Origin of the sequence: Streptomyces sp. RPA4-2 (assembly GCF_012273515.2) — a bacterium.
In the GTDB taxonomy this organism is placed as follows: Bacteria; Actinomycetota; Actinomycetes; order Streptomycetales; family Streptomycetaceae; genus Streptomyces; species Streptomyces kaempferi.
The window spans coordinates 3244197-3264497 of record NZ_CP050975.2 but is presented as its reverse complement, the minus strand read 5'-3'; the positions used below and the strand labels follow the sequence as shown (position 1 = coordinate 3264497).

Sequence of the window (20301 nt, the reverse complement as noted above, 5' to 3'; positions counted from 1 at the left end):
CCCCGGACGGCGGCACCGCGCATCGCGCGAGCCGCGGACGTCACCGGCACTGCCGGACCAGGCGCGGCGCCCGGGAGCCTGACGGGAGATCCACCCGCATGCTCGAGCCGACCGAACCCACTGAGCCCTCCACGGGCTCCGACACCAACAACACCCCCAGCGACACCCTGCCGCCGCGGCGCCGCCGCCGTGCGGCGTCGCGTCCCGCCGGTCCGCCCACGGGCGCGGCCGAATCCGCGGCCGTGGCCGAGACCACCGCGCCGGCCATACCGCCGGTGGCATCCGCCGAGGCCGTAGCGGCCGCCGAGGCCGAAGAGGCCGAAGAGACGGTGGACGCAGCGGCGGCCGAGGCCGTCGCCGATCAGACCCCGGTCGACGGCGCCACCGCCGAGGACACCGGCGCCGAGGACACCGCTCCGCGCCGTAGCCGCCGTCGTGCCACCCGCCGGGCGTCCGCGCCCGCCGGCGCCCCTGTGACGGCGGAGGCCGCCGAGGCGGCGGAGCCGGCCGAGACCGTGGTTCCCGCCCCTGAAGCGCAGCCCCCCGCCGTGGAGGACCGTACCGAGCAGGCCGCCGCCGACGAGGCCGCGCCCGCCGCCCGCCCGCGCCGCCGTGCCACCCGGCGCGCCTCCGCGCCGACCGGCGCGCCCCAGGCCGCCACCGGCGCCGAGGCCGTCGTGCCCGCCGAAGCCGTGGCAGAGCCGGTGCCCGCCGAGGCCGAGGCGCCCGCCGCCGAGGACGACGCACCCCGTCGTACCACCCGACGTCGCGCCACCCGGCGCGTCTCCGCACCCGCCGGTGCGCCCGAGGGCGACACCGCCGACGAGCGTGTGGAGGCGCCCGTGTCCAGCGAGACCCAGCCCAGCGAGACCCGGCCCTCCGGCGGGAGCACCGCCGCCGAGGCCGTCGAGACCACGGAGCCCGCCGAGGACGGTGCCCCGCGCCGTGGCCGCCGCCGCGCGACCCGCAAGGCCGCCGTCGGTTTCTCCGCCCCCGCGCCGAAGGAGACCGAGTCCGGCCGTCGCCCCGCGCGTCCGGCCGTCGCCGTCTTCCAGGCGCCCGTGTTCACCGAGCCGATGTTCCAGACGCCGGAGCGGGCCGCGGCCGCGGCTGCCGCCGAAGCGGCGGAGGAGGCCGCGGAGGTTCCCGAGGCCGACGAGGTGACCCAGGTCGCCGAGGTCGCCGAGGTCCCCGAGCCCGTCGCCGCGGCCGAGGAGACGACCGGCGGACGCCGCCGCCGTCGCCGCCGGGCCGTCGAGGACGAGCCCGTGGCCGCCCCCGTACAGGCCGCACCCGTCGAGGACGTCGACGAGGCGGAGGAGAGCGACGAGTCCGCCGAGGACGCCGTCGAGGGTGACGAGTCCGACGAGGAGGAGTCGGCCGGTTCGCGTCGTCGTCGCCGTCGTGGTGGCCGTCGCCGTCGCCGTGGCGAGTCCGCGGACGCGGACGGCGAGGCCGGTGACGACGAGTACGCCGCCGAGCAGGCCGCGCAGGACTCCGAGGACACCGCCGAGCAGACGGCCGAGGACGCCGAGGACGCCGAGGACGCGGACGAGCGCGAGGAGCAGGGCGGCTCCAGCAGCAGCCGTCGCCGTCGCCGCCGCCGTCGTCGCGCCGGTGACTCCGGCACGGACGCCGAGTCCACCGACAACGACCCCGAGCGCACCGTCGTCAAGGTCCGCGAGCCCCGCGGCAAGAAGGACGACCACCCGAGCGACGAGGTGCAGTCCATCAAGGGCTCCACCCGCCTGGAGGCGAAGAAGCAGCGCCGCCGTGAAGGGCGCGAGCAGGGCCGCCGCCGTGTTCCGATCATCACCGAGGCCGAGTTCCTGGCCCGTCGTGAGGCCGTCGAGCGCGTGATGGTCGTCCGCCAGAGCGGCGAGCGCACCCAGATCGGCGTCCTCGAGGACAACGTGCTCGTCGAGCACTACGTCAACAAGGAGCAGTCGACCTCGTACGTCGGCAACGTCTACCTGGGCAAGGTCCAGAACGTGCTGCCGTCGATGGAGGCCGCCTTCATCGACATCGGCAAGGGCCGCAACGCGGTCCTCTACGCCGGTGAGGTCAACTTCGAGGCGCTCGGCATGGCCAACGGGCCGCGCCGCATCGAGGCCGCCCTGAAGTCCGGCCAGTCGGTCCTCGTGCAGGTCACCAAGGACCCGATCGGCCACAAGGGCGCCCGCCTCACCAGCCAGGTGTCCCTGCCCGGCCGCTACCTGGTCTACGTGCCCGAGGGCTCGATGACCGGCATCAGCCGCAAGCTGCCCGACACCGAGCGCGCGCGTCTGAAGACCATCCTCAAGAAGATCGTCCCCGAGGACGCGGGCGTCATCGTGCGCACCGCCGCCGAGGGCGCGAGCGAGGACGAGCTGAGCCGTGACGTCGAGCGTCTGCAGGCGCAGTGGGAGGACATCCAGAAGAAGGCGAAGAGCGGCAACGCCCCGACGCTGCTCTACGGCGAGCCGGACATGACCGTCCGCGTCGTCCGCGACATCTTCAACGAGGACTTCTCCAAGGTCATCGTCAGTGGCGACGAGGCGTGGGAGACCATCCACGGCTACGTGGCGCACGTGGCGCCCGACCTGACCGACCGGCTCTCGAAGTGGACCTCCGAGGTCGACGTCTTCGCGACGTACCGCATCGACGAGCAGCTGATGAAGGCGCTGGACCGCAAGGTCTGGCTGCCCAGCGGCGGTTCGCTGGTGATCGACAAGACCGAGGCGATGGTCGTGGTCGACGTCAACACCGGCAAGTTCACCGGCCAGGGCGGCAACCTCGAGGAGACCGTCACCAGGAACAACCTGGAGGCGGCCGAGGAGATCGTGCGCCAGCTGCGGCTGCGCGACCTGGGCGGCATCGTCGTCATCGACTTCATCGACATGGTCCTGGAGTCCAACCGGGACCTGGTGCTGCGGCGCCTCCTGGAGTGCCTGGGACGCGACCGTACGAAGCACCAGGTGGCCGAGGTGACCTCGCTGGGCCTCGTCCAGATGACCCGCAAGAGGGTCGGCCAGGGTCTGCTGGAGTCCTTCTCCGAGACCTGCGTCCACTGCAACGGCCGCGGCGTGATCGTCCACATGGAGCAGCCCACCTCCGTCGGCGGCGGCGGCAAGCGCAAGAAGCGCGGCCGTGGCGGCGCCGAGCAGGTGCACGAGCACGACCACGACCACGAGCAGACGTACGAGGCGGCGGAGGAGCCGGAGACGGCCGAGTCCGAGGCCGAGGTGGCCGTCGAGGCCGCCGCGCCGGCGCAGCCCGTGTCCGAGTTCCGGGCCGACGAGGAGTTCTACAGCAGCGCCGCCGAGGCGGAGGCCGCCGCGTCCCGTGGCCGTTCGCGGCGCCGTGCGACCCGGCGTGCCTCGGCCCCCGCGGGTGCGCCGAAGGCCGAGGAGCGCGCTCCCCGGAGCCGGCGCGAGGAGCGGGCCGAGCGGGCTTCCCGCGAGGCCGCCGAGGCCGAGCCGGTCGCGGTCGAGGACCCGGTCGTCGAGGCCCCCGCGGTCGAGGCGCCGGTGGCCGAGACCGTCGAGGTGACGGAGGCCGCGCCGGCCCCCGTCGTCGAGGACGAGGCCGCACCCAAGGGCCGTACGCGGCGCCGTGCGACGCGGAAGGTGTCGGCTCCGGCCGGTTCACCGAAGGCGGCGGAGGAGGCCGCGGTCACGGTCACGGAGCCGGTCGCGGCGCCCGCGCCGGAGACCCCGGCCGAGCAGGCCGCCGAAGCGCCCGCCGAGGTGCCCGCCGAGAGCGCGGCTCCGGCCCGCCCGCGTCGGCGCGCCGTCCGCAAGGCCACCGCGCCCACCGCGTCAGAGGAGGCGGCCGTCATGGTCGTCCCGACGGTGGCGGCTGAGCCGGCCGGCGAGAGCGGGCGCGACCAGGCGGCCGACACGGCGGCCGACGCCGGCGTGGACGCCGAGGCTGCGGCCCCGGCCAAGAAGACGGCCGCGCGCAAGACGGCCGCCAAGAAGACGACGGCGAAGAAGACCGTCGCCAAGAAGGCCGTGGCGGCCAAGAAGACCGTCGCCAAGAAGACCGCGACGAAGAAGGCCACGGCCACGAAGGCGACGGCGAAGAAGACCGCCGTCAAGAAGTCCACGGCGGCCGCCGAGCAGACGGCGCCGTCCGTCTCGGCGACGACGGAGGACTGAGTTCCGGATCGCATACCGAAGCGCGGGGCACCGGTCGAACCGGTGCCCCGCGCTTCCTCGTTCCTTCGCGTCGCCGGCGGATTCGTCGCAGCTGGGCCGCGGATACGGTCACTTGTCGCGAATCCTGTGATGGACCGCACGTCAACCCGAGGTTTCCTTGTCGTAACCCTGAGGAAAAGCTTTGCACTTCTGCTGGTAATCTGACCGCGGACTCGGCTGCTGGTGACATGCGGGCCGTAGACCGCGCGAGGTACCCCAGGGGGCGGGGTCTTGCGGGAAACGATCGCCGTCGCAAGTCGTCGGCGGACTTCCAGGGATGCGGACGTGCCACGCTCGACACCGTTCCTTCCCGACCCGTGCACAAAGTGGTGCGCCCGAGAGGTCGCCGATGAGGAGGGGATGTCGATGACCGACGCCCATGAGCTGATATCCGCCGCAAGACCCGTGATCGGCGAGGAGGAGATCGACGCCGCGGTGCGCGTGCTGCGCAGCGGCCGGGTCGTCCAGGGCCCCGAGGTCGCCGCCTTCGAGGCCGAGTTCGCGGACGTGGTGGACGGACGGCACTGCGTCGCCGTCAACTCCGGTACATCCGCACTGCACCTGACGCTGCTCGCGCTGGGCGTCGGCTCGGGCGACGAGGTCATCGTGCCGTCGTTCTCCTTCGCGGCCTCCGCCAACGCGGTACGCCTCGTCGGCGCCGACGTGGTCTTCGCCGACATCGAGGCGGACAGCTTCTGTCTGGACCCGGCGGCGGTCGAGGCGGCCATCACGCCGCGCACCGCCGCGATCATGCCGGTCCACCTCTACGGCCACCCCGCCGCCATGGACCGGATCATGGCGATCGCCGAGCGGCACGGACTCGCCGTGGTCGAGGACGCCTGCCAGGCGCACGCGGCCGCCCTGCACGGAACGCCGGTCGGCGCCTTCGGCAACGCGGGAACGTTCAGCTTCTATCCGACCAAGAACATGCACAGCCTCGAGGGCGGCATGGTCACCACCGCCGACGCGGAGATCGCCCGCACCCTGCGCCTGCTGCGCAACCAGGGCATGGAGCAGCGCTACGCCAACGAGATCGTCGGCGCCAACGTCCGTATGACGGACGTCTCCGCCGCCATTGGCCGGGTGCAGCTCGCCAAGCTGAACGGCTGGACCGAGCAGCGCATCGCCAACGCCGCGTACCTGACGGAGCACATCAGCGCGCCGTCCGTGGTCACGCCGAGCGTCGCCGAGGGCGCGCGCCACGTCTTCCACCAGTACACCGTGCGTGTCCGGGGCGACCGCGACGCCGCCATGGCGGTGCTGACCGAGGCAGGCATCGGCAACGCCGTGTACTACCCGACGCCGATCCACCGGCTGAAGCCGTACTGGGAGCCGGACCAGAAGGCCGGTCGCATCTGGGACCTGCCGGAGACGGAGCGTGCCGCCGCCGAGGTCGTCTCGCTCCCCGTCCACCCGGGTCTGTCCGCCGGGGACCTGGAGCGCATCGTGTCCGCCGTGGACGCATTGGGGGCCCAGCTGTGAGCAGTGGCAACAACCTGCGGGCCGGACTCGTCGGCCTTGGTTCCATGGGGCGTCACCACGCCCGCGTCCTGTCCGGGCTGGAGGGCGTCGACTTCGTCGCCGTCGTCGACCCGATGGGCGACAAGTTCGGCGCCGCCCAGGGCGTGCCGATCCTCGACACCGTCGAGCAGCTCATCGGCCTCGGCATCGACTACGCCGTCGTGGCCTGCCCCACGGCACTGCACGAGCCGGTCGGCATGCAGCTCGCCGAGGCCGGTGTCTGCGCGCTGATCGAGAAGCCCGTCGCCGACACCGTGGAGGGCGCGCACCGTCTCGTCGAGGCGTTCGAGTCGCGCGGCCTGGTCGCCGGTGTCGGCCACATCGAGCGGTGCAACCCGGCGCTGCGCTCGCTGCGCGCCCGGCTGGAGGCCGGCGAGCTCGGTGACGTCTACCAGGTCGTCACCCGCCGCCAGGGTCCCTTCCCGCACCGCATCGCGGACGTCGGCGTGGTCAAGGACCTCGCCACCCACGACATCGACCTCACCGGCTGGGTGACCGGGCGCGAGTACGTCTCCATCGCCGCGCACACCGTCTCCAAGAGCGGCCGCGAGCACGAGGACATGGTCTCCGCCGTCGGCCGCCTCGACGACGGCACGATGGTCAACCACCTGGTCAACTGGCTGAGCCCGCTCAAGGAGCGCTTCACCTCGGTCACCGGCGAGCGCGGCTGCTTCATCGCCGACACCCTCACCGCCGACCTGACGTTCCACTCCAACTCCGCCATGGCGACGGAATGGGAGGCCCTTCAGGCCTTCCGTGGCGTCTCCGAGGGCGACATGATCCGTTACGCCATCCCGAAGCGCGAGCCGCTCCTCGTCGAACACGAGCTGTTCCGCGACGCCGTGCTCGGCAAGCCCGCCGACATCTGCACCCTGCGTCAGGGCACGCGGACGGTGGAGGTGGCGGCTGCTGTGCTCGAGTCGGCGCTGGACAACCGCAGTGTTTCGCTTCTTTCGGAGGACCTGGCCATCCATGGCAGTTGAGAACAACACGTCGGCGGACCGGCCCGTGCGCGGGCGGATCGTGATGCTCGTCGACAACGGGGTGAACGGCGACTCGCGTGTCCAGAAGGAGGCCAGGTCGGCCGCCGAGGCGGGCTGGGACGTCGTACTGCTCGGCAAGGCCAAGGGGAAGAAGGAGCAGACCTGGCAGATCGGTGACGCCCAGATCCGTCTCCTGCCGGTACCTGGCCCGATGTCCCGTCGGCGCCACGAGTACCGGCGTGCCGTACTGCGTTCCCCGCTGGCCTACCGGCCCGGTCCGCTGGCCGCGTACCGGCGCCAGAAGCTCAAGGCCCGGCGTGCCGACCTCAACGTACGGCTGATCCTTGCCAAGCAGGAGGGTTCGGCCCTCGGTCGGCTGAGGCTCGTGGCGCCCCGCTTCCTGGCCCGTTTCCTGTACTCCTGGGTGAAACTGCGCCACCGCAGCACCATGGCGCTGGAGAAGCGGCGCAAGGACATGGACTCCGCGCTGGACAGGTTCACCACCGCCTTCTGGCGGAAGACCATGGGAACCCGTGCCTGGCGCAGGCTCGATCCCCATCTCTGGGACTTCGAGCTCGCGTACGGCAAGGTCATCGACGAGCTCAAGCCCGACCTCGTCCACGCCAACGACTTCCGCATGCTGGGTGTCGGAGCCCGCGCCACGCTGCGCGCCCGCGCCAAGGGGCAGAAGGTCAAGCTCGTTTGGGACGCCCACGAGTTCCTGCCCGGAATCAAGCCGTGGAGCCCGCACCCGCGCTGGCACGTCGCCCAGTGCGCGCACGAACTGGAGTACTCGCGGCACGCCGACGCCGTGACGACGGTCTCGGACACTCTTGCCGGGATGCTCCAGGAGCGGCACGGCCTCAAGGCCCGCCCCACCGTCGTCCTCAATGCTCCTGACGCCGAGGTCTCGCCGGAGCAGGCGGCCGAGCCCGTTCCGGATCTGCGGGAGCTGTGCGGCATCGGGCACGACGTGCCCCTCACCGTCTACAGCGGTGCCGCCGCCCATCAGCGCGGCCTCGACACCATGGTCGAGTCGCTGCCGCAACTGCCCGACGTGCACACCGCGTTCGTCGTGCTCAACACGGACTCCGAGTACATGCGGGCCCTTCGGGCGCGGGCGGAGGAGCTGGGGGTGGACGACCGGCTGCACATCGTGCCGTACGTGCCGCACTACCAGGTGGTGCGTTTCCTCGCGGCAGCGGATCTCGGGGTCATCCCGATCCACCACTGGCCGAACCACGAGATCGCGCTCATCACCAAGTTCTTCGAGTACTCCCACGCCCGGCTGCCGCTGGTGGTCAGCGATGTGAAGACGATGGGTTCCATGGTCGAGCAGACCGGCCAGGGCGAGGTGTTCCGGGCCGAGGACGTGGAGGACTACGTCCGCGCGGTGAAGTCCGTTCTGGGCGACGCCGAGCGCTACCGGAGCGTCTACGACAAGCCGGGACTCCTCGACCAGTGGACCTGGGAGGCTCAGGCCGACGTGCTGGACGAGGTCTACAGCGGGCTGCTGCCCGGAAGCGGGGCCCGGCAGACGGCCGAACAGAGACCGGTGGAGGCACGGACATGAGTGGCACACCCGACGTCAGCGTCGTCGTCGCGGTCTACAACACCATGCCCTATCTGACGGAGTGCCTGAACTCCCTGATCGGGCAGAGCATCGGCCGGGAGAGGCTGGAGATCGTCGCGGTCGACGACGGCTCCACCGACGACAGCGGTGCCGAACTCGACCGCTTCGCGGAGCGGTACCCGGGCACCGTCAAGGTGCTTCACCAGGCCAACTCCGGTGGTCCGGCCACCCCCAGCAACCGCGCGCTGGACATCGCCACGGGCCGCTACGTCTACTTCATCGGCTCCGACGACTACCTCGGCGAGGAAGCGCTGGAGCGCATGGTGGCCTGCGCCGACGAGCACGGCTCCGACGTCGTCGTCGGCAAGATGGTCGGCACGAACGGCCGGTACGTCCACCAGGCTCTCTACAAGGAGAACAACCCGGACGTAGGCCTCACGGACTCCGCCCTGCCGTGGACTCTCGCCAACACCAAACTGTTCCGGCGCGACATGGTCGAACAGCACAAGCTGCGCTTCCCCGAGCACCTGCCCGTGGGCAGTGACCAGCCGTTCACCATCGAGGCCTGCGTGCGTGCGCGGAAGATCTCCGTGGTGGCCGACTACACCTGCTACTACGCGGTGAAGCGGGGCGACGCCAGCAACATCACCTACCGCGCCGACCACCTGGCGCGGCTGCGGTGCGCCGTGGAGATCATGGATTTCACGGCCGGTCTCCTCGAGGCGGGCCCCGAGCGCGACGCCGTACTGCGCCGGCACTTCACCTGGGAAGTGGCCAAGCTCGTCCAGGACGACTTCCCCGTGCTCGACCGTGAGCTCCAGCGTGAGCTCTGCGCGGGCGTCGCACGGCTCGCCGACGCCTACTTGACCGACGGCATTCGTGACGCCATGGACGTCAAGCGCCGGGTGCGCATCTGCCTGGCCCAGGCCGGCGCGGTCGACGAGCTGTCCGAGGCGATCACCGCGGAGAAGGCGAACGGGGCACCGCCGTTCGTCGTCGAGGGCGAGCGCGCCTACGCCCGCTACCCGGGCTTCCGCGATCCCCGCATCGGCCTGTCCGACCGTTGCTACGAGCTCGTAGGGGAGGCCGTCCCCGGCCGTCTCGCGCAGGGCACCGAACTGCTCGCCTCCACCTGGGAGCAGGAGGGCGACGGGATCACCTACACGGCCACCCTCCGGCTGCCGGTCCTCGGCGACGTCGACGGAGCCGTCCTGCGTCTCGCCCAGGGCGCCATGCCCGCGTCCGCGGACAAGCCCAAAGCCAGAAAGCTCCCGAAGGGCCACGAACTCCCCGCTCCTGTGGGCGCGTTCACGACCGAACTCACCGACGACGGCGCTGCCACGGTGCTGCGCGCGCGCATCCCGCTGGAGCGGCGGCCGGTCAAACTGGGCGCACGGGTCTACCTCGACGTCGCCGGTTCGACCTACGAGATCCCCGTGCGCGGCAAGGGCAAGCCCATGCCGCTGGCGCGCCGCTGGGGCGCCTACGAGGCCCCGTACTACGCGCGGGCGATGGTGAACCCCAAGGGCCGCGTGGTGATCACCACGGGTCCCCTGTACCCCTCGAAGCCGTCATTGGCCTCCCGGGCGAAGTCGGCCCTCGCCCGGCGACTGAAATCCGGATCCGCCGGCCCGAAGCTGACCGGTTCCCCCACGAGCCGTTCGAAAAGGAAGTAGCGACCGTCCATGAACATCTGTGTAGTAGCCCTCGGCAAGATCGGGCTCCCGCTGGCCGTGCAGTTCGCGTCCAAGGGGCACCGAGTCATCGGGGCGGACGTCAACGAGAAGGTCGTCGAGCTGGTCAACGCCGGCATCGAGCCGTTCCCCGGTGAGCACGACCTGGACGTCAAGCTCAAGCAGGCCGTCGAGGCCGGGCTGCTGAGCGCGACGACGGACACCGCGGAAGCGGTCGCCCAGTCCGAGGCCGTGGTCGTGGTGGTCCCGCTGTTCGTCGACGTCGAGGGCACGCCGGACTTCGGCTGGATGGACTCCGCGACGAAGGCCATCGCCCAGGGCCTCAAGCCGGGCACGCTCGTCTCCTACGAGACCACCCTGCCGGTCGGCACCACCCGCACCCGGTGGGCGCCGATGCTGGCCGAGGCCTCGGGCCTGACCCCGGGGGAGGACTTCCACCTGGTCTTCTCGCCGGAGCGGGTCCTCACCGGCCGCGTCTTCTCCGACCTGCGCCGCTACCCCAAGCTGGTCGGCGGCATCGACGAGGCGTCGACCGCCCGGGGCGTGGAGTTCTACGAGCGGGTGCTCGACTTCGACGAGCGCGCCGACCTGCCGCGGCCGAACGGCGTCTGGGACCTGGGCACCGCCGAGGCCTCCGAGCTCGCCAAGCTCGCCGAGACCACGTACCGCGACGTCAACATCGGCCTGGCCAACCAGTTCGCGCGCTTCGCCGACAGCAACGGCATCGACGTGAAGAAGGTCATCGAGGCCTGCAACTCGCAGCCGTACAGCCACATCCACCAGCCGGGCATCGCCGTCGGCGGCCACTGCATCCCGATCTACCCGCGGATGTACCTGTGGAACGACCCGTCCGCGACCGTCGTCCGTTCCGCCCGTGAGGCGAACGCGGCCATGCCGGAGTACGCCGTGGACCTGCTGGCGGCCGCCTACGGCGACCTGACCGGGGCGAACGTCCTCGTGCTGGGCGCGGCCTACCGCGGCGGCGTGAAGGAGACGGCCTTCTCCGGCGTCTTCCCGACCGTCGAGGCGCTCAGGGCCCGTGGCGCCGTCCCGTTCGTCTCGGACCCGATGTACACGGCCGAGGAACTGTCGGCGCACGGTCTGCCGCCGCACGCCGGTGAGAAGGTCACCGCGGCGATCCTGCAGGCCGACCACGCCGAGTACCGGACGCTGGTCCCGGCGGACCTGCCGGACGTCACGGTCCTGGTCGACGGACGCCGTACGACCGACCCGGAGGCCTGGAAGGGCGTCCGCCGGGTTGTCATCGGCGGCTGACACACACCTGCACTGCAGGGGCCCGTCCGGGCGTACGGGGCGGGCCCATGCAGTGAAGCGGAGGGGGAGAGCCGCCGGAACAGGTTCCTGGGGCCGGCGGCTCGGGCCGCCTGGAAGTCGTCATATGATCCGGCCCTGGCCACGCTGCCGGGGTTGGCCGCTCACTGCTCAGGATCCTCACGTGCCCGCTGTCCTCACCGCCGTCACCGGCGTCACCGCGTCCTCCACGGCGCGGATCGTTGCCCGGGTACGCGGCAGTCGGTCCGCTCTGCCGCTGGCGATCTGTGTGCTGTACGCGGTGTTCCAGCTCGTCGCGGGGCCGCAGTGGACACTTTTCCCGGATTCCTACCGGTACGCGCGGGCGGCGGAGCAGTATCTCGGCGCCTCGCGCGAGGAAGCACATCGCACGGCGCTCGTCGCCTTCTGCGCCAGCCGCGCCGACCGCGCGGCGCATGACGAGCAGCTCAAGCCGATGGTCCACGAGAGTCGGCATGCCCTCAGGACCGGTGCCGAACGGTCCTGCCTCAATCGGTGGATCGACGCTCCCGACATCACTACCGGTGACCCGCGCTACCAGGCCATTTTCTCCGGTCGACCGGGCTACCCCCTGCTCGCGGCGCCGTTCGTCGGGGCCTTCGGGGTGCTCAAGGGGATGCGGCTGTTGGGAGTGTTCCTGGCTGCGGGGGGCTCGCTGCTCGTGTTCGGGCTGCTCGGCTGTGCGGGGCTGAACCGGCGGGCCGCGACAGTCGGCCAAGTGGCGTTCCTTGTCACACCGCTCGGTTGGTGGAGCGCCCAGGCTCTGGGCGAGGGGCTGTTCACGGTGTGCGTTCTGTGCGTGCTCTGGGGCGGTCTGCTGTTGCTCAGGCACCGGTCCATGGTGAAAGGAACGGTCCTGGTGGCCCTCGGGTACGTGGCCGGCGGGGTCACCCGCTACTCGTCGGCCCTGGTGCTGGCGGCGGCCATTGGCGCGGCCGCGACCTGGGCACTGTGCCGCAACCGCCCCTCACGTCACCGGGGTACGGTCGTCCTCGCGGCGGCTTCCGCGGTGGCAGCCGGTGGGGTCGTCGCGGCTATACGGATTCTCGGCCTGGCCTCCTCACAGGCCACCCTTCAGGACACCTTCACCCATCACTTCGACGCTCCGGAGATCGCCGATCCCTGGAGCGCGCTGCTGGGTCTCGCCGTCCGGTTCGCGCGGGACTGGATCGCCCAGCAGGCCGGGCTGCCGTATTTTCTGGTCCTCATGGCCCTCGCTGCCTGGGCGCTGGCTCGTCACGGCAAGGGACTGGGCCTGCTCGCTCTCGCCACCGCGTTCACGGGAGCGTCCGCGGTCGTGGCCCATCCGCTCGTCCAAGAGGCCGACCGTCTCGGTGTCCTGATGTGGACGCCCATTGTTCTGGGCCTGCCCCTCCTCGTCGACCGTCATTGGTCCTCGGTTCCGATGACAGAGACGGAGCTTCGGCGTGCCGGCCCACCGCGTCCCGGAACGCGGACCGAAGACCGGCCTGCTGGTCGGGACCGCTGAGCGGGAGGTCTCGACCGTCGTACGCGGCGATTGCCTACGCGGATGTCGACCGGCTGCTGCTCGGCGGCCACCGGAACGTCCGACCGTGAGCCGGGAGGGAGGGGAAAGGCCCGCTTCCCCGACGAACGGGACGACGTTCAGCCGGTTCGCCCGGCCTCAGGCATTCCGTTCGACGAGGGTGCCGTCCTTCTCCTCGTAAAGGCCGCCGGTCTGCGGGCACTCCCAGACGTCGGCCTCGCTCGGGTGCTCGACCAGCTTGACGCCGGCCCTGCCGACCCAGCCGACCCGTCGCGCGGGAACGCCGACGACGAGGGCGAAGTCCGGCACGTCCTTGGTGACGACGGCACCGGCGGCGACCATGGCCCAGCGGCCGATGCTGATCGGCGCGACGCAGACCGCGCGGGCACCGATCGAGGCGCCGTCGGCGATCTTCACGCCGACGGCTTCCCAGTCGCCGCCACGCTTCTGCTTGCCCTCGGGGTCCACGGAGCGGGGGTTGTGGTCGTTGGTGAGGACCACGGCCGGACCGATGAAGACACCGTCACCGAGTTCGGCGGGCTCATAGACGAGCGCGTAGTTCTGCAGCTTGCAGTTGTCGCCCATGCGGACGCCCGAGCCGACGTACGCGCCACGACCGATCACACAGCCCTCGCCGAGGCGGGCGCCGTCACGGATCTGCGCGAGGTCCCAGACGCTGCTTCCCGCGCCGATCTCGGCGGTCTCGTCGACCTGGGCGCTGGGCTGGACCCTGTAGTTCACTTGTCTGCCTTTCGGTGTCCGGGTTCGGTTGGGGAGCATACGGGGGAGGCGTACCCGCCTGTGAGGTGCGCTCCCGGAGGCGCACCGCGTCCTACGGGCACATCGGGGTGCGCGGCGACGGTGGGCCGACCGCCCGCAGCGCCCCCCCGGGGCCCGGTTTGACCCCTCAAGCCAGGCCCCGTAACCTTGACCGTCGGCGTGTCCCCTGACGCGTCACACCCCCGTAAACCTCTTCCTCCTGGTGCCGCGAGCTTCGTGCTCCACGCCCCGGGAGAGGCCGCTCGCGCGAGTCGGCGGCTGGACTGCGGGGTCCGTTCCGAGCGAAAGAGAGATCCGCGTGTACGCCATCGTGCGCAGCGGTGGTCGCCAGCACAAGGTTGCTGTCGGCGACATCGTTGAGGTTGACAAGATTCCCACCGCCAAGGTTGGCGACACGGTCGAGCTCTCGACCCTGCTCGTTGTCGACGGCGAAGCCGTGACGAGCGACCCCTGGGTCCTCGCGGGCATCAAGGTCCAGGCCGAGATCGTGGACCACCACAAGGGTGTGAAGATCGACATCCTTCGCTACAAGAACAAGACCGGCTACCGCCGTCGTCAGGGCCACCGCCAGCAGTACACGGCGATCAAGGTCACTGAGATCCCCGCGGCTGCGAAGTAAGGGTAGGGACTGAGACATGGCACACAAGAAGGGCGCATCGTCCACTCGGAACGGTCGCGACTCCAACGCTCAGCGGCTCGGTGTGAAGCGCTTCGGCGGTCAGACCGTCAACGCCGGTGAGATCCTGGTCCGCCAGCGTGGCACCCACTTCCACCCCGGCGTCAGTGTCGGCCGTGGCAAGGACGACACGCTGTTCGCGCTGGCCGCCGGTGCGGTCGAGTTCGGCACGCACCGTGGCCGCAAGGTCGTGAACATCGTTCCGGTCGCCTGATCCAGTCCCGTCGAGGCTGATCCGGTTCCACGCGGACCGGATGCGGTGCCTCGGGGCCCAGGCTCCGTAGAACAGAGTTCTTCGCGAGGCGGACCTCACTTCCCCCACGGGAAGCGGGTCCGCCTTTCGCGTGTTACGTAAGAGACATTCCGTACGTACAGAAGTAACCGAAGTGCTGGAGGCACCCCACATGACCACCTTCGTGGACCGCGTCGAGCTGCATGTCGCCGCGGGTAGCGGAGGTCACGGCTGTGCCTCCGTACACCGGGAGAAGTTCAAGCCGCTCGGCGGCCCGGACGGCGGCAACGGCGGCCGTGGCGGTGACGTGATGCTGGTCGTCGACCAGTCCGTCACCACGCTGCTCGACTATCACCACTCACCCCATCGCAAGGCCACCAGCGGCAAGCCCGGCGAGGGCGGCAACCGCTCCGGCAAGGACGGCCAGGACCTGATCCTGCCCGTGCCGGACGGCACGGTCGTGCTCGACAAGGCCGGCAATGTCCTCGCGGACCTCGTCGGACAGGGCACCTCCTACGTCGCCGCCGAGGGCGGCCGCGGCGGCCTCGGCAACGCGGCGCTGTCCTCGGCCCGCCGCAAGGCGCCCGGCTTCGCGCTGCTCGGTGTGCCCGGCGGCCTCCAGGACATCGTCCTGGAGCTGAAGACCGTCGCCGACGTCGCCCTGGTGGGTTACCCGAGCGCCGGCAAGTCCTCGCTCATCTCGGTCCTGTCCGCCGCCAAGCCGAAGATCGCGGACTACCCGTTCACGACCCTCGTCCCGAACCTGGGCGTGGTGACCGCGGGCGAGACCGTCTACACCATCGCGGACGTGCCCGGTCTCATCCCCGGCGCGAGCCAGGGCAAGGGCCTCGGGCTGGAGTTCCTGCGCCATGTGGAGCGGTGCAGTGTGCTCGTGCACGTCCTGGACACGGCCACCCTCGAATCCGAGCGCGACCCGATCTCCGACCTCGACATCATCGAGGAGGAGCTGAAGCAGTACGGCGGCCTGGACAACCGTCCGCGCATGGTCGTCCTGAACAAGATCGACGTGCCGGACGGCAAGGACCTCGCGGAGATGGTCCGCCCCGACCTGGAGCGCCGTGGTTACCGCGTCTTCGAGGTGTCGGCGGTCGCCCACATGGGTCTGAGGGAGCTGTCCTTCGCGCTCGCCGAGATGGTCGCCGCCGCGCGCGCCGCGAAGCCCAAGGAGGAGGCGACCCGGATCGTCATCCGCCCGAAGGCGGTCGACGACGCCGGCTTCACCGTGGCGCAGGAGGAGGACGGCCTCTTCCGCGTGCGCGGCGAGAAGCCGGAGCGCTGGGTCCGCCAGACCGACTTCAACAACGACGAGGCCGTCGGCTACCTCGCCGACCGCCTCAACCGTCTCGGTGTCGAGGCGCAGCTGATGAAGGCGGGCGCCCGCTCGGGCGACGGCGTCGCCATCGGCCCCGAGGAGAACGCGGTCGTCTTCGACTGGGAGCCGACGGTCATGGCCGGTGCGGAGATGCTCGGCCGCCGTGGCGAGGACCACCGCCTCGACGAGCCTCGCCCCGCCGCCCAGCGCCGCCGCGACAAGCAGGCGGAGCGGGACGAGTCGGAGAAGGAGTACGACGACTTCGAGCCGTTCTAGGCGACCGGCCGACCGGCCGGAATACGCACCGCGGGCACGGAGAGGATCTTCCTCTCCGTGCCCGTGGTGGTTCGCTGACGGGCTCTCGAGCACCCCGAAGCGCTCGCGAGTTCCCCTGAGGTCCGCGCAGGGAACGGCGGAGTCGCCCGGCGCGGTGACGCGCTCGCTGCTCGCGCACTTGTCATGTCTGTGATGCGCCCTGTTCAAGAGGTGGGCCGCTGTCCCCTGTGGGCTTGTCGGTGTCCAAGAGGCAACCGACGCAGGGGAGTTCGCCGATGTCCGGAGCCGTCTCACGCGATCGACGCCACTTTCTCACCGCCTCGGCCGCCGTGTTCGGCGCCGCCGCCTCCGCCCAGCTCTGGGTGCCCGGCACCGCACGCTCAGCCGTACCCCCTCTGCCCGACGGCGTGTTCAGCCTCGGCGTCGCTTCCGGCGACCCGCTGGCGGACGCCGTCGTGCTGTGGACCCGGCTCGCCCCCGACCCGCTGAACGGCGGCGGCATGCCCGACCGTGCGGTGGAGGTCGGCTGGGAGATCGCCGAGGACGCCCGCTTCCGCAAGCAGGTGCGCCGCGGCACCGCCCAGGCACGTCCGGAGTACGGCCACAGCGTTCACGTCGACGTCCGCGGGCTGCGCCCGGACCGCGTGTACTGGTACCGCTTCCGAGCCGGCGGCCGGCTCTCGCCGACCGGCCGCACCCGAACGGCGCCGCATTCCTTCACCGCGGGCGGCTCGCTGCGCCTCGCGCTCGCCTCCTGCCAGAACTGGCAGCACGGCTACTTCACCCCGTACGCCGACATGCTGCGCGAGGACCCCGACGTCGTCCTGTTCGTCGGCGACTACATCTACGAGTCCGCGCCGTCGGCGACGGCCGTGCGCCGGCACGAGGGCAGCGGGGAGCCGCACACCCTCGTCCAGTACCGCAACCGGTACGCCCAGTACCGCACCGACCCGCACCTCGCGGCGATGCACGCGCACGCCCCCTGGGTGGTCACCTTCGACGACCACGAGGTCGACAACGACTTCGCCGGGGAGGTCCCGCAGGACCCGGACAAGCAGACCCACCCTGCGTTCGTGGCCCGGCTGACCGCCGCCTACCAGGCGTACTACGAGCACATGCCGGTCCGGGCCACCGCGATTCCGGACGGGCCGCACATCCCCATGTACCGGCGGCTCGACTTCGGACGCCTCGCCCGGCTGAACGTCCTCGACACCCGGCAGTTCCGCAGCAACCAGGTGACCAGCCAGGCGGGCGCCAAGCATCCCTCGCTCACCATGCTCGGCGCGGCGCAGAAGAAATGGCTGCTCGGCGGAGTGCGCCGATCGCCGGCCCGCTGGAACATCGTCGCCTCCCAGATCATGATGGCCGAGACCGACCTCCAGGTGGGCAAGGGCAAGCTCTGGTACTACGACGCCTGGGACGGCTACCAGGCCGAACGCAACGCCCTCATGAGGGAGTTCGCGGCGGTCAGCAACCCCGTCGTCCTGAGCGGCGACCGGCACTACACGATGATCAGCGACCTCAAGAAGGACTTCGCCGACCCGCACTCCGACGTGGTCGGCGCCGAGTTCGTCGGGACCTCCATCTCCACCGGCGGCGACCAGGACCTGGCGGTCTTCCACCGGGAGTGGAAAGCGCGGATGCCGGACAACCCGCACTGGAAGTTCATCGACGCCCACCGCGGCTACCACCTCTTCGACATCCGGCGGGACGGCATCGACGCCCAGGTGCGCGTCCCGGCCACGGTGCTGAAGCCGGATGCCACCTCCAGCACCCTGGCCCGTCTGCGGGTCGAGGCGGGGGATCCGGGCGTACGGCTCGTGTGATCCGGTCGCGGCCGTGTGGACGGGCGGCCGCGTCCGTCCACAGGGCCTGACGCGCACCTTCGAATCCCCGCTCGGGCTGCCCCGCGTTCTTCTGGTGGAGGTCCCGGCCACGGCCAATCGTTCCCGTGCGCCGGCCGGGACCGAAATGCTGCGTATACGCGACAGAGAATTCCGCGGAAATGGACTTCCGGACGAGACCTATTCGAAACTCGTGTGCAACGGCGCGGTCCCGCGGATGAGGAAATGCCTGCCGTCAGCCATCGGAGGACGTCCGGATCAGTACTCCGGTGCGGGCCCTGACGGCTGTCGTGGCCGTCGGCGCGGAGAGGGCCGGACGAATCCGCGCCCTGGGCGTACGGGTTCCGGGCGTCCCGGCACCGCTGTCAGTCGTAACACCACCACCGCCGCGGCCGGCACCGCGCGGGGCGCACCGCGGATCGCCCCAACGGGGCCGCCCAGGCGCTGTACGGAGCGCTCGCCGTGGGCGCCGCGGAGTCCTCGCGCGCTCCCGCGATCCGGCCGGTTCATCGGACGCCGTCGGGGGAACTCGTCCGTGTCCTGGGTCACCTGATGCGCAAGCGCATGAAGCGAAGGTGAGAATCGCGGGCGGGACGTGTGCAGTTACTCACAGCAAATCCGGACAATTCATCCGGCACTCTCGAAGTGGCCTGCGTGCAAGGTGAATAAATGGTTGCGCGCACATATGCAGTAGGCGGCGCTCGCCTTGCATGGCGGTAACCGTAAGTGGGACCATTCCTGGGTTCCCTGTCGTCCCAAGGTAGGTCGCCTGTGTCTGAGCACTTTGCCAAGCCCCGTACCACCGCAGTGATCCTGGCCGGCGGCACCGGCCAGCGCGTGGGTCTGTCGATTCCGAAGCAGCTGCTGAAGATCGCCGGCAAGGCGGTCATCGAGCACACGCTGACCACCTTCGAGCAGGCCGACTCGATCGACGACATCATCGTGCTGATGGCCCCGGGCTACGTCCCGGACGTCGAGAAGATCGTCGCGAAGGCGGGGCTGAAGAAGGTCACCAAGGTGATCGAGGGCGGCTCGACGCGGAACGAGACGACCGAGCGCGCCATCGCCGCCCTCGGCGAGGGCCTGGCCGAGGGCGAGGACGCGAACGTCCTGTTCCACGACGCCGTACGCCCGCTGCTGTCGGAGCGCGTGATCGACGACTGCGTGACCGCGCTGGAGCGCTTCCAGGCCGTGGACGTCGCCATCCCGTCCGCGGACACGATCATCGTGACCCGCACCCACGGCGAGGACGGCGAGTTCATCACCGAGATCCCGGACCGCTCCCGGCTGCGCCGCGGCCAGACGCCTCAGGCGTTCAAGCTGTCCACGATCCGCCGCGCGTACGAGGTCGCGGCCGGTGACCCCAACTTCCAGGCCACCGACGACTGCTCGGTCGTGCTCAGGTACCTGCCGGACGTGCCGATCCACGTCGTCGCGGGTGACGAGTACAACATGAAGGTCACCCAGCCCGTCGACGTCTTCATCGCCGACAAGCTCTTCCAGCTCGCCTCCACCGCCGCGCCCGAGCAGGCCGACGAGGCCGCCTACCGCGAGCTGCTCACCGGCAAGACCGTGGTGGTCTTCGGCGGTTCGTACGGCATCGGCAAGGACATAGCCGAGCTCGCCGAGGGCTACGGGGCCAAGACCTACGCGCTCGGCCGCTCGACCACCGGCACGCACGTCGAGAACCCCGAAGAGGTCGACGACGCGCTGTCCACGGCGTACGCGGAGACCGGGCGCATCGACTACGTGATCAACACCGCCGGCGTGCTGCGCATCGGCAAGCTCGCCGAGACGGACAACGCGACCATCGAGGAAGCGCTGAAGGTCAACTACCTCGCGCCGGTGCAGATCGCCCGCTCCTCGTACAAGTACCTGGCCGAGACCAAGGGCCAGCTGCTGCTGTACACCTCCAGCAGCTACACCCGCGGCCGCGCCGAGTACAGCCTCTACTCCTCCACCAAGGCCGCCATGGTGAACCTCACCCAGGCGCTGTCCGACGAGTGGGCCGGCGACGGCATCCGCGTCAACTGCATCAACCCCGAGCGCACCGCGACCCCCATGCGCACCAAGGCGTTCGGTCAGGAGCCCGCGGGCTCGCTGCTGTCCTCCGAGGCCGTCGCGCACACGTCACTGGACGTGCTGCTCTCCGAACTCACCGGTCACGTCATCGACGTACGGCAGCAGGACCCGACGGCGGGCGCGGGCCGCGCCTCCGGTTTCGAGGCGGCTCTGGCCAGCGTCCTGGACCGCCAGGACGGCGTGGCATAATCAAAAAGATTAGTCTTTTGGAATTCAGGCCTTTGTGTCCGCGTGTTCGCCGCGAATTCACAAGGGCCTGAGTCCGTAGGGTTCGCTTTTTCGTTTTTGGTTCATCTCGGTATCAAAAA

General features: G+C 70.7%; 13 protein-coding genes. 12 read left to right on the top strand and 1 reads right to left on the bottom strand.

What is annotated here, in order from left to right:
- Nucleotides 1–98: 98 nt before the first annotated feature.
- From HEP85_RS14105 to HEP85_RS14075, 7 genes are all read left to right on the top strand, one after another.
- Complete coding sequence (locus tag HEP85_RS14105) at nt 99–4142, top strand: Rne/Rng family ribonuclease (protein ID WP_369657709.1); 4044 nt, start codon at nt 99–101, stop codon at nt 4140–4142.
- Nucleotides 4143–4547: 405 nt separating this feature from the next.
- The gene (locus HEP85_RS14100; protein WP_211117956.1) at nt 4548–5663 is read left to right on the top strand and encodes a DegT/DnrJ/EryC1/StrS aminotransferase family protein; all 1116 of its coding nucleotides are present in this window, start codon (nt 4548–4550) and stop codon (nt 5661–5663) included.
- Nucleotides 5660–6685 carry a Gfo/Idh/MocA family protein gene (locus tag HEP85_RS14095; RefSeq protein ID WP_168528085.1) on the top strand — a complete coding sequence of 342 codons (1026 nt, stop codon included), beginning with the start codon at nt 5660–5662 and terminating at the stop codon, nt 6683–6685. Before HEP85_RS14100 ends, HEP85_RS14095 begins: the two co-directional genes overlap by 4 nt.
- Nucleotides 6675–8258, top strand: coding sequence for a glycosyltransferase family 4 protein (locus HEP85_RS14090; RefSeq protein WP_248001921.1), 1584 nt, complete (start codon nt 6675–6677; stop codon nt 8256–8258). The genes HEP85_RS14095 and HEP85_RS14090 overlap by 11 nt, the downstream gene beginning before the upstream one ends.
- On the top strand, nt 8255–9934 hold the full coding sequence (locus HEP85_RS14085) for a glycosyltransferase (RefSeq protein WP_168528084.1): 1680 nt from the start codon (nt 8255–8257) through the stop codon (nt 9932–9934). The genes HEP85_RS14090 and HEP85_RS14085 overlap by 4 nt, the downstream gene beginning before the upstream one ends.
- A 9-nt stretch (nt 9935–9943) precedes the next feature.
- Nucleotides 9944–11227: a nucleotide sugar dehydrogenase gene (locus tag HEP85_RS14080; RefSeq protein WP_168528083.1), complete on the top strand. Its 1284-nt coding sequence runs from the start codon at nt 9944–9946 to the stop codon at nt 11225–11227.
- Nucleotides 11228–11408: 181 nt separating this feature from the next.
- On the top strand, nt 11409–12752 hold the full coding sequence (locus HEP85_RS14075) for a hypothetical protein (protein WP_168528082.1): 1344 nt from the start codon (nt 11409–11411) through the stop codon (nt 12750–12752).
- A 156-nt stretch (nt 12753–12908) separates the two neighbouring features.
- Here the strand turns inward: HEP85_RS14075 and HEP85_RS14070 are convergent, their stop codons facing one another.
- On the bottom strand, nt 12909–13511 hold the full coding sequence (locus HEP85_RS14070; RefSeq protein WP_168528081.1) for an acyltransferase: 603 nt from the start codon (nt 13509–13511) through the stop codon (nt 12909–12911).
- A gap of 337 nt (nt 13512–13848) precedes the next feature.
- Between HEP85_RS14070 and rplU the strand changes: the two genes are divergently transcribed.
- The 5 genes from rplU (at nt 13849) to HEP85_RS14045 (ending at nt 20182) form a co-directional block, all read left to right on the top strand.
- Nucleotides 13849–14169, top strand: a complete 321-nt coding sequence (gene rplU, locus HEP85_RS14065; RefSeq protein WP_164320786.1) for a 50S ribosomal protein L21 — start codon at nt 13849–13851, stop codon at nt 14167–14169.
- 16 nt (nt 14170–14185) lie between these two features.
- Nucleotides 14186–14440: a 50S ribosomal protein L27 gene (gene rpmA / locus HEP85_RS14060; RefSeq protein ID WP_037618784.1), complete on the top strand. Its 255-nt coding sequence runs from the start codon at nt 14186–14188 to the stop codon at nt 14438–14440.
- A gap of 190 nt (nt 14441–14630) precedes the next feature.
- Nucleotides 14631–16067, top strand: a complete 1437-nt coding sequence (gene obgE, locus HEP85_RS14055; RefSeq protein WP_168528080.1) for a GTPase ObgE — start codon at nt 14631–14633, stop codon at nt 16065–16067.
- Nucleotides 16068–16342: 275 nt separating this feature from the next.
- Complete coding sequence (locus HEP85_RS14050; protein ID WP_365769105.1) at nt 16343–17893, top strand: alkaline phosphatase D family protein; 1551 nt, start codon at nt 16343–16345, stop codon at nt 17891–17893.
- Between the two features lie 789 nt (nt 17894–18682).
- Nucleotides 18683–20182, top strand: a complete 1500-nt coding sequence (locus HEP85_RS14045; RefSeq protein ID WP_168528079.1) for a bifunctional cytidylyltransferase/SDR family oxidoreductase — start codon at nt 18683–18685, stop codon at nt 20180–20182.
- Nucleotides 20183–20301 lie beyond the last annotated feature (119 nt).

Excerpts from the sequence above, each read along its gene's own strand:
- obgE (WP_168528080.1), top strand. The coding sequence starts at position 14,631 with ATGACCACCTTCGTGGACCGCGTCGAGCTGCATGTCGCCGCGGGTAGC.
- HEP85_RS14100 (WP_211117956.1), top strand. The coding sequence starts at position 4,548 with ATGACCGACGCCCATGAGCTGATATCCGCCGCAAGACCCGTGATCGGC.
- HEP85_RS14105 (WP_369657709.1), top strand. The coding sequence starts at position 99 with ATGCTCGAGCCGACCGAACCCACTGAGCCCTCCACGGGCTCCGACACC.
- HEP85_RS14085 (WP_168528084.1), top strand. The coding sequence starts at position 8,255 with ATGAGTGGCACACCCGACGTCAGCGTCGTCGTCGCGGTCTACAACACC.
- HEP85_RS14080 (WP_168528083.1), top strand. The coding sequence starts at position 9,944 with ATGAACATCTGTGTAGTAGCCCTCGGCAAGATCGGGCTCCCGCTGGCC.
- HEP85_RS14050 (WP_365769105.1), top strand. The coding sequence starts at position 16,343 with ATGTCCGGAGCCGTCTCACGCGATCGACGCCACTTTCTCACCGCCTCG.
- HEP85_RS14090 (WP_248001921.1), top strand. The coding sequence starts at position 6,675 with ATGGCAGTTGAGAACAACACGTCGGCGGACCGGCCCGTGCGCGGGCGG.
- rpmA (WP_037618784.1), top strand. The coding sequence starts at position 14,186 with ATGGCACACAAGAAGGGCGCATCGTCCACTCGGAACGGTCGCGACTCC.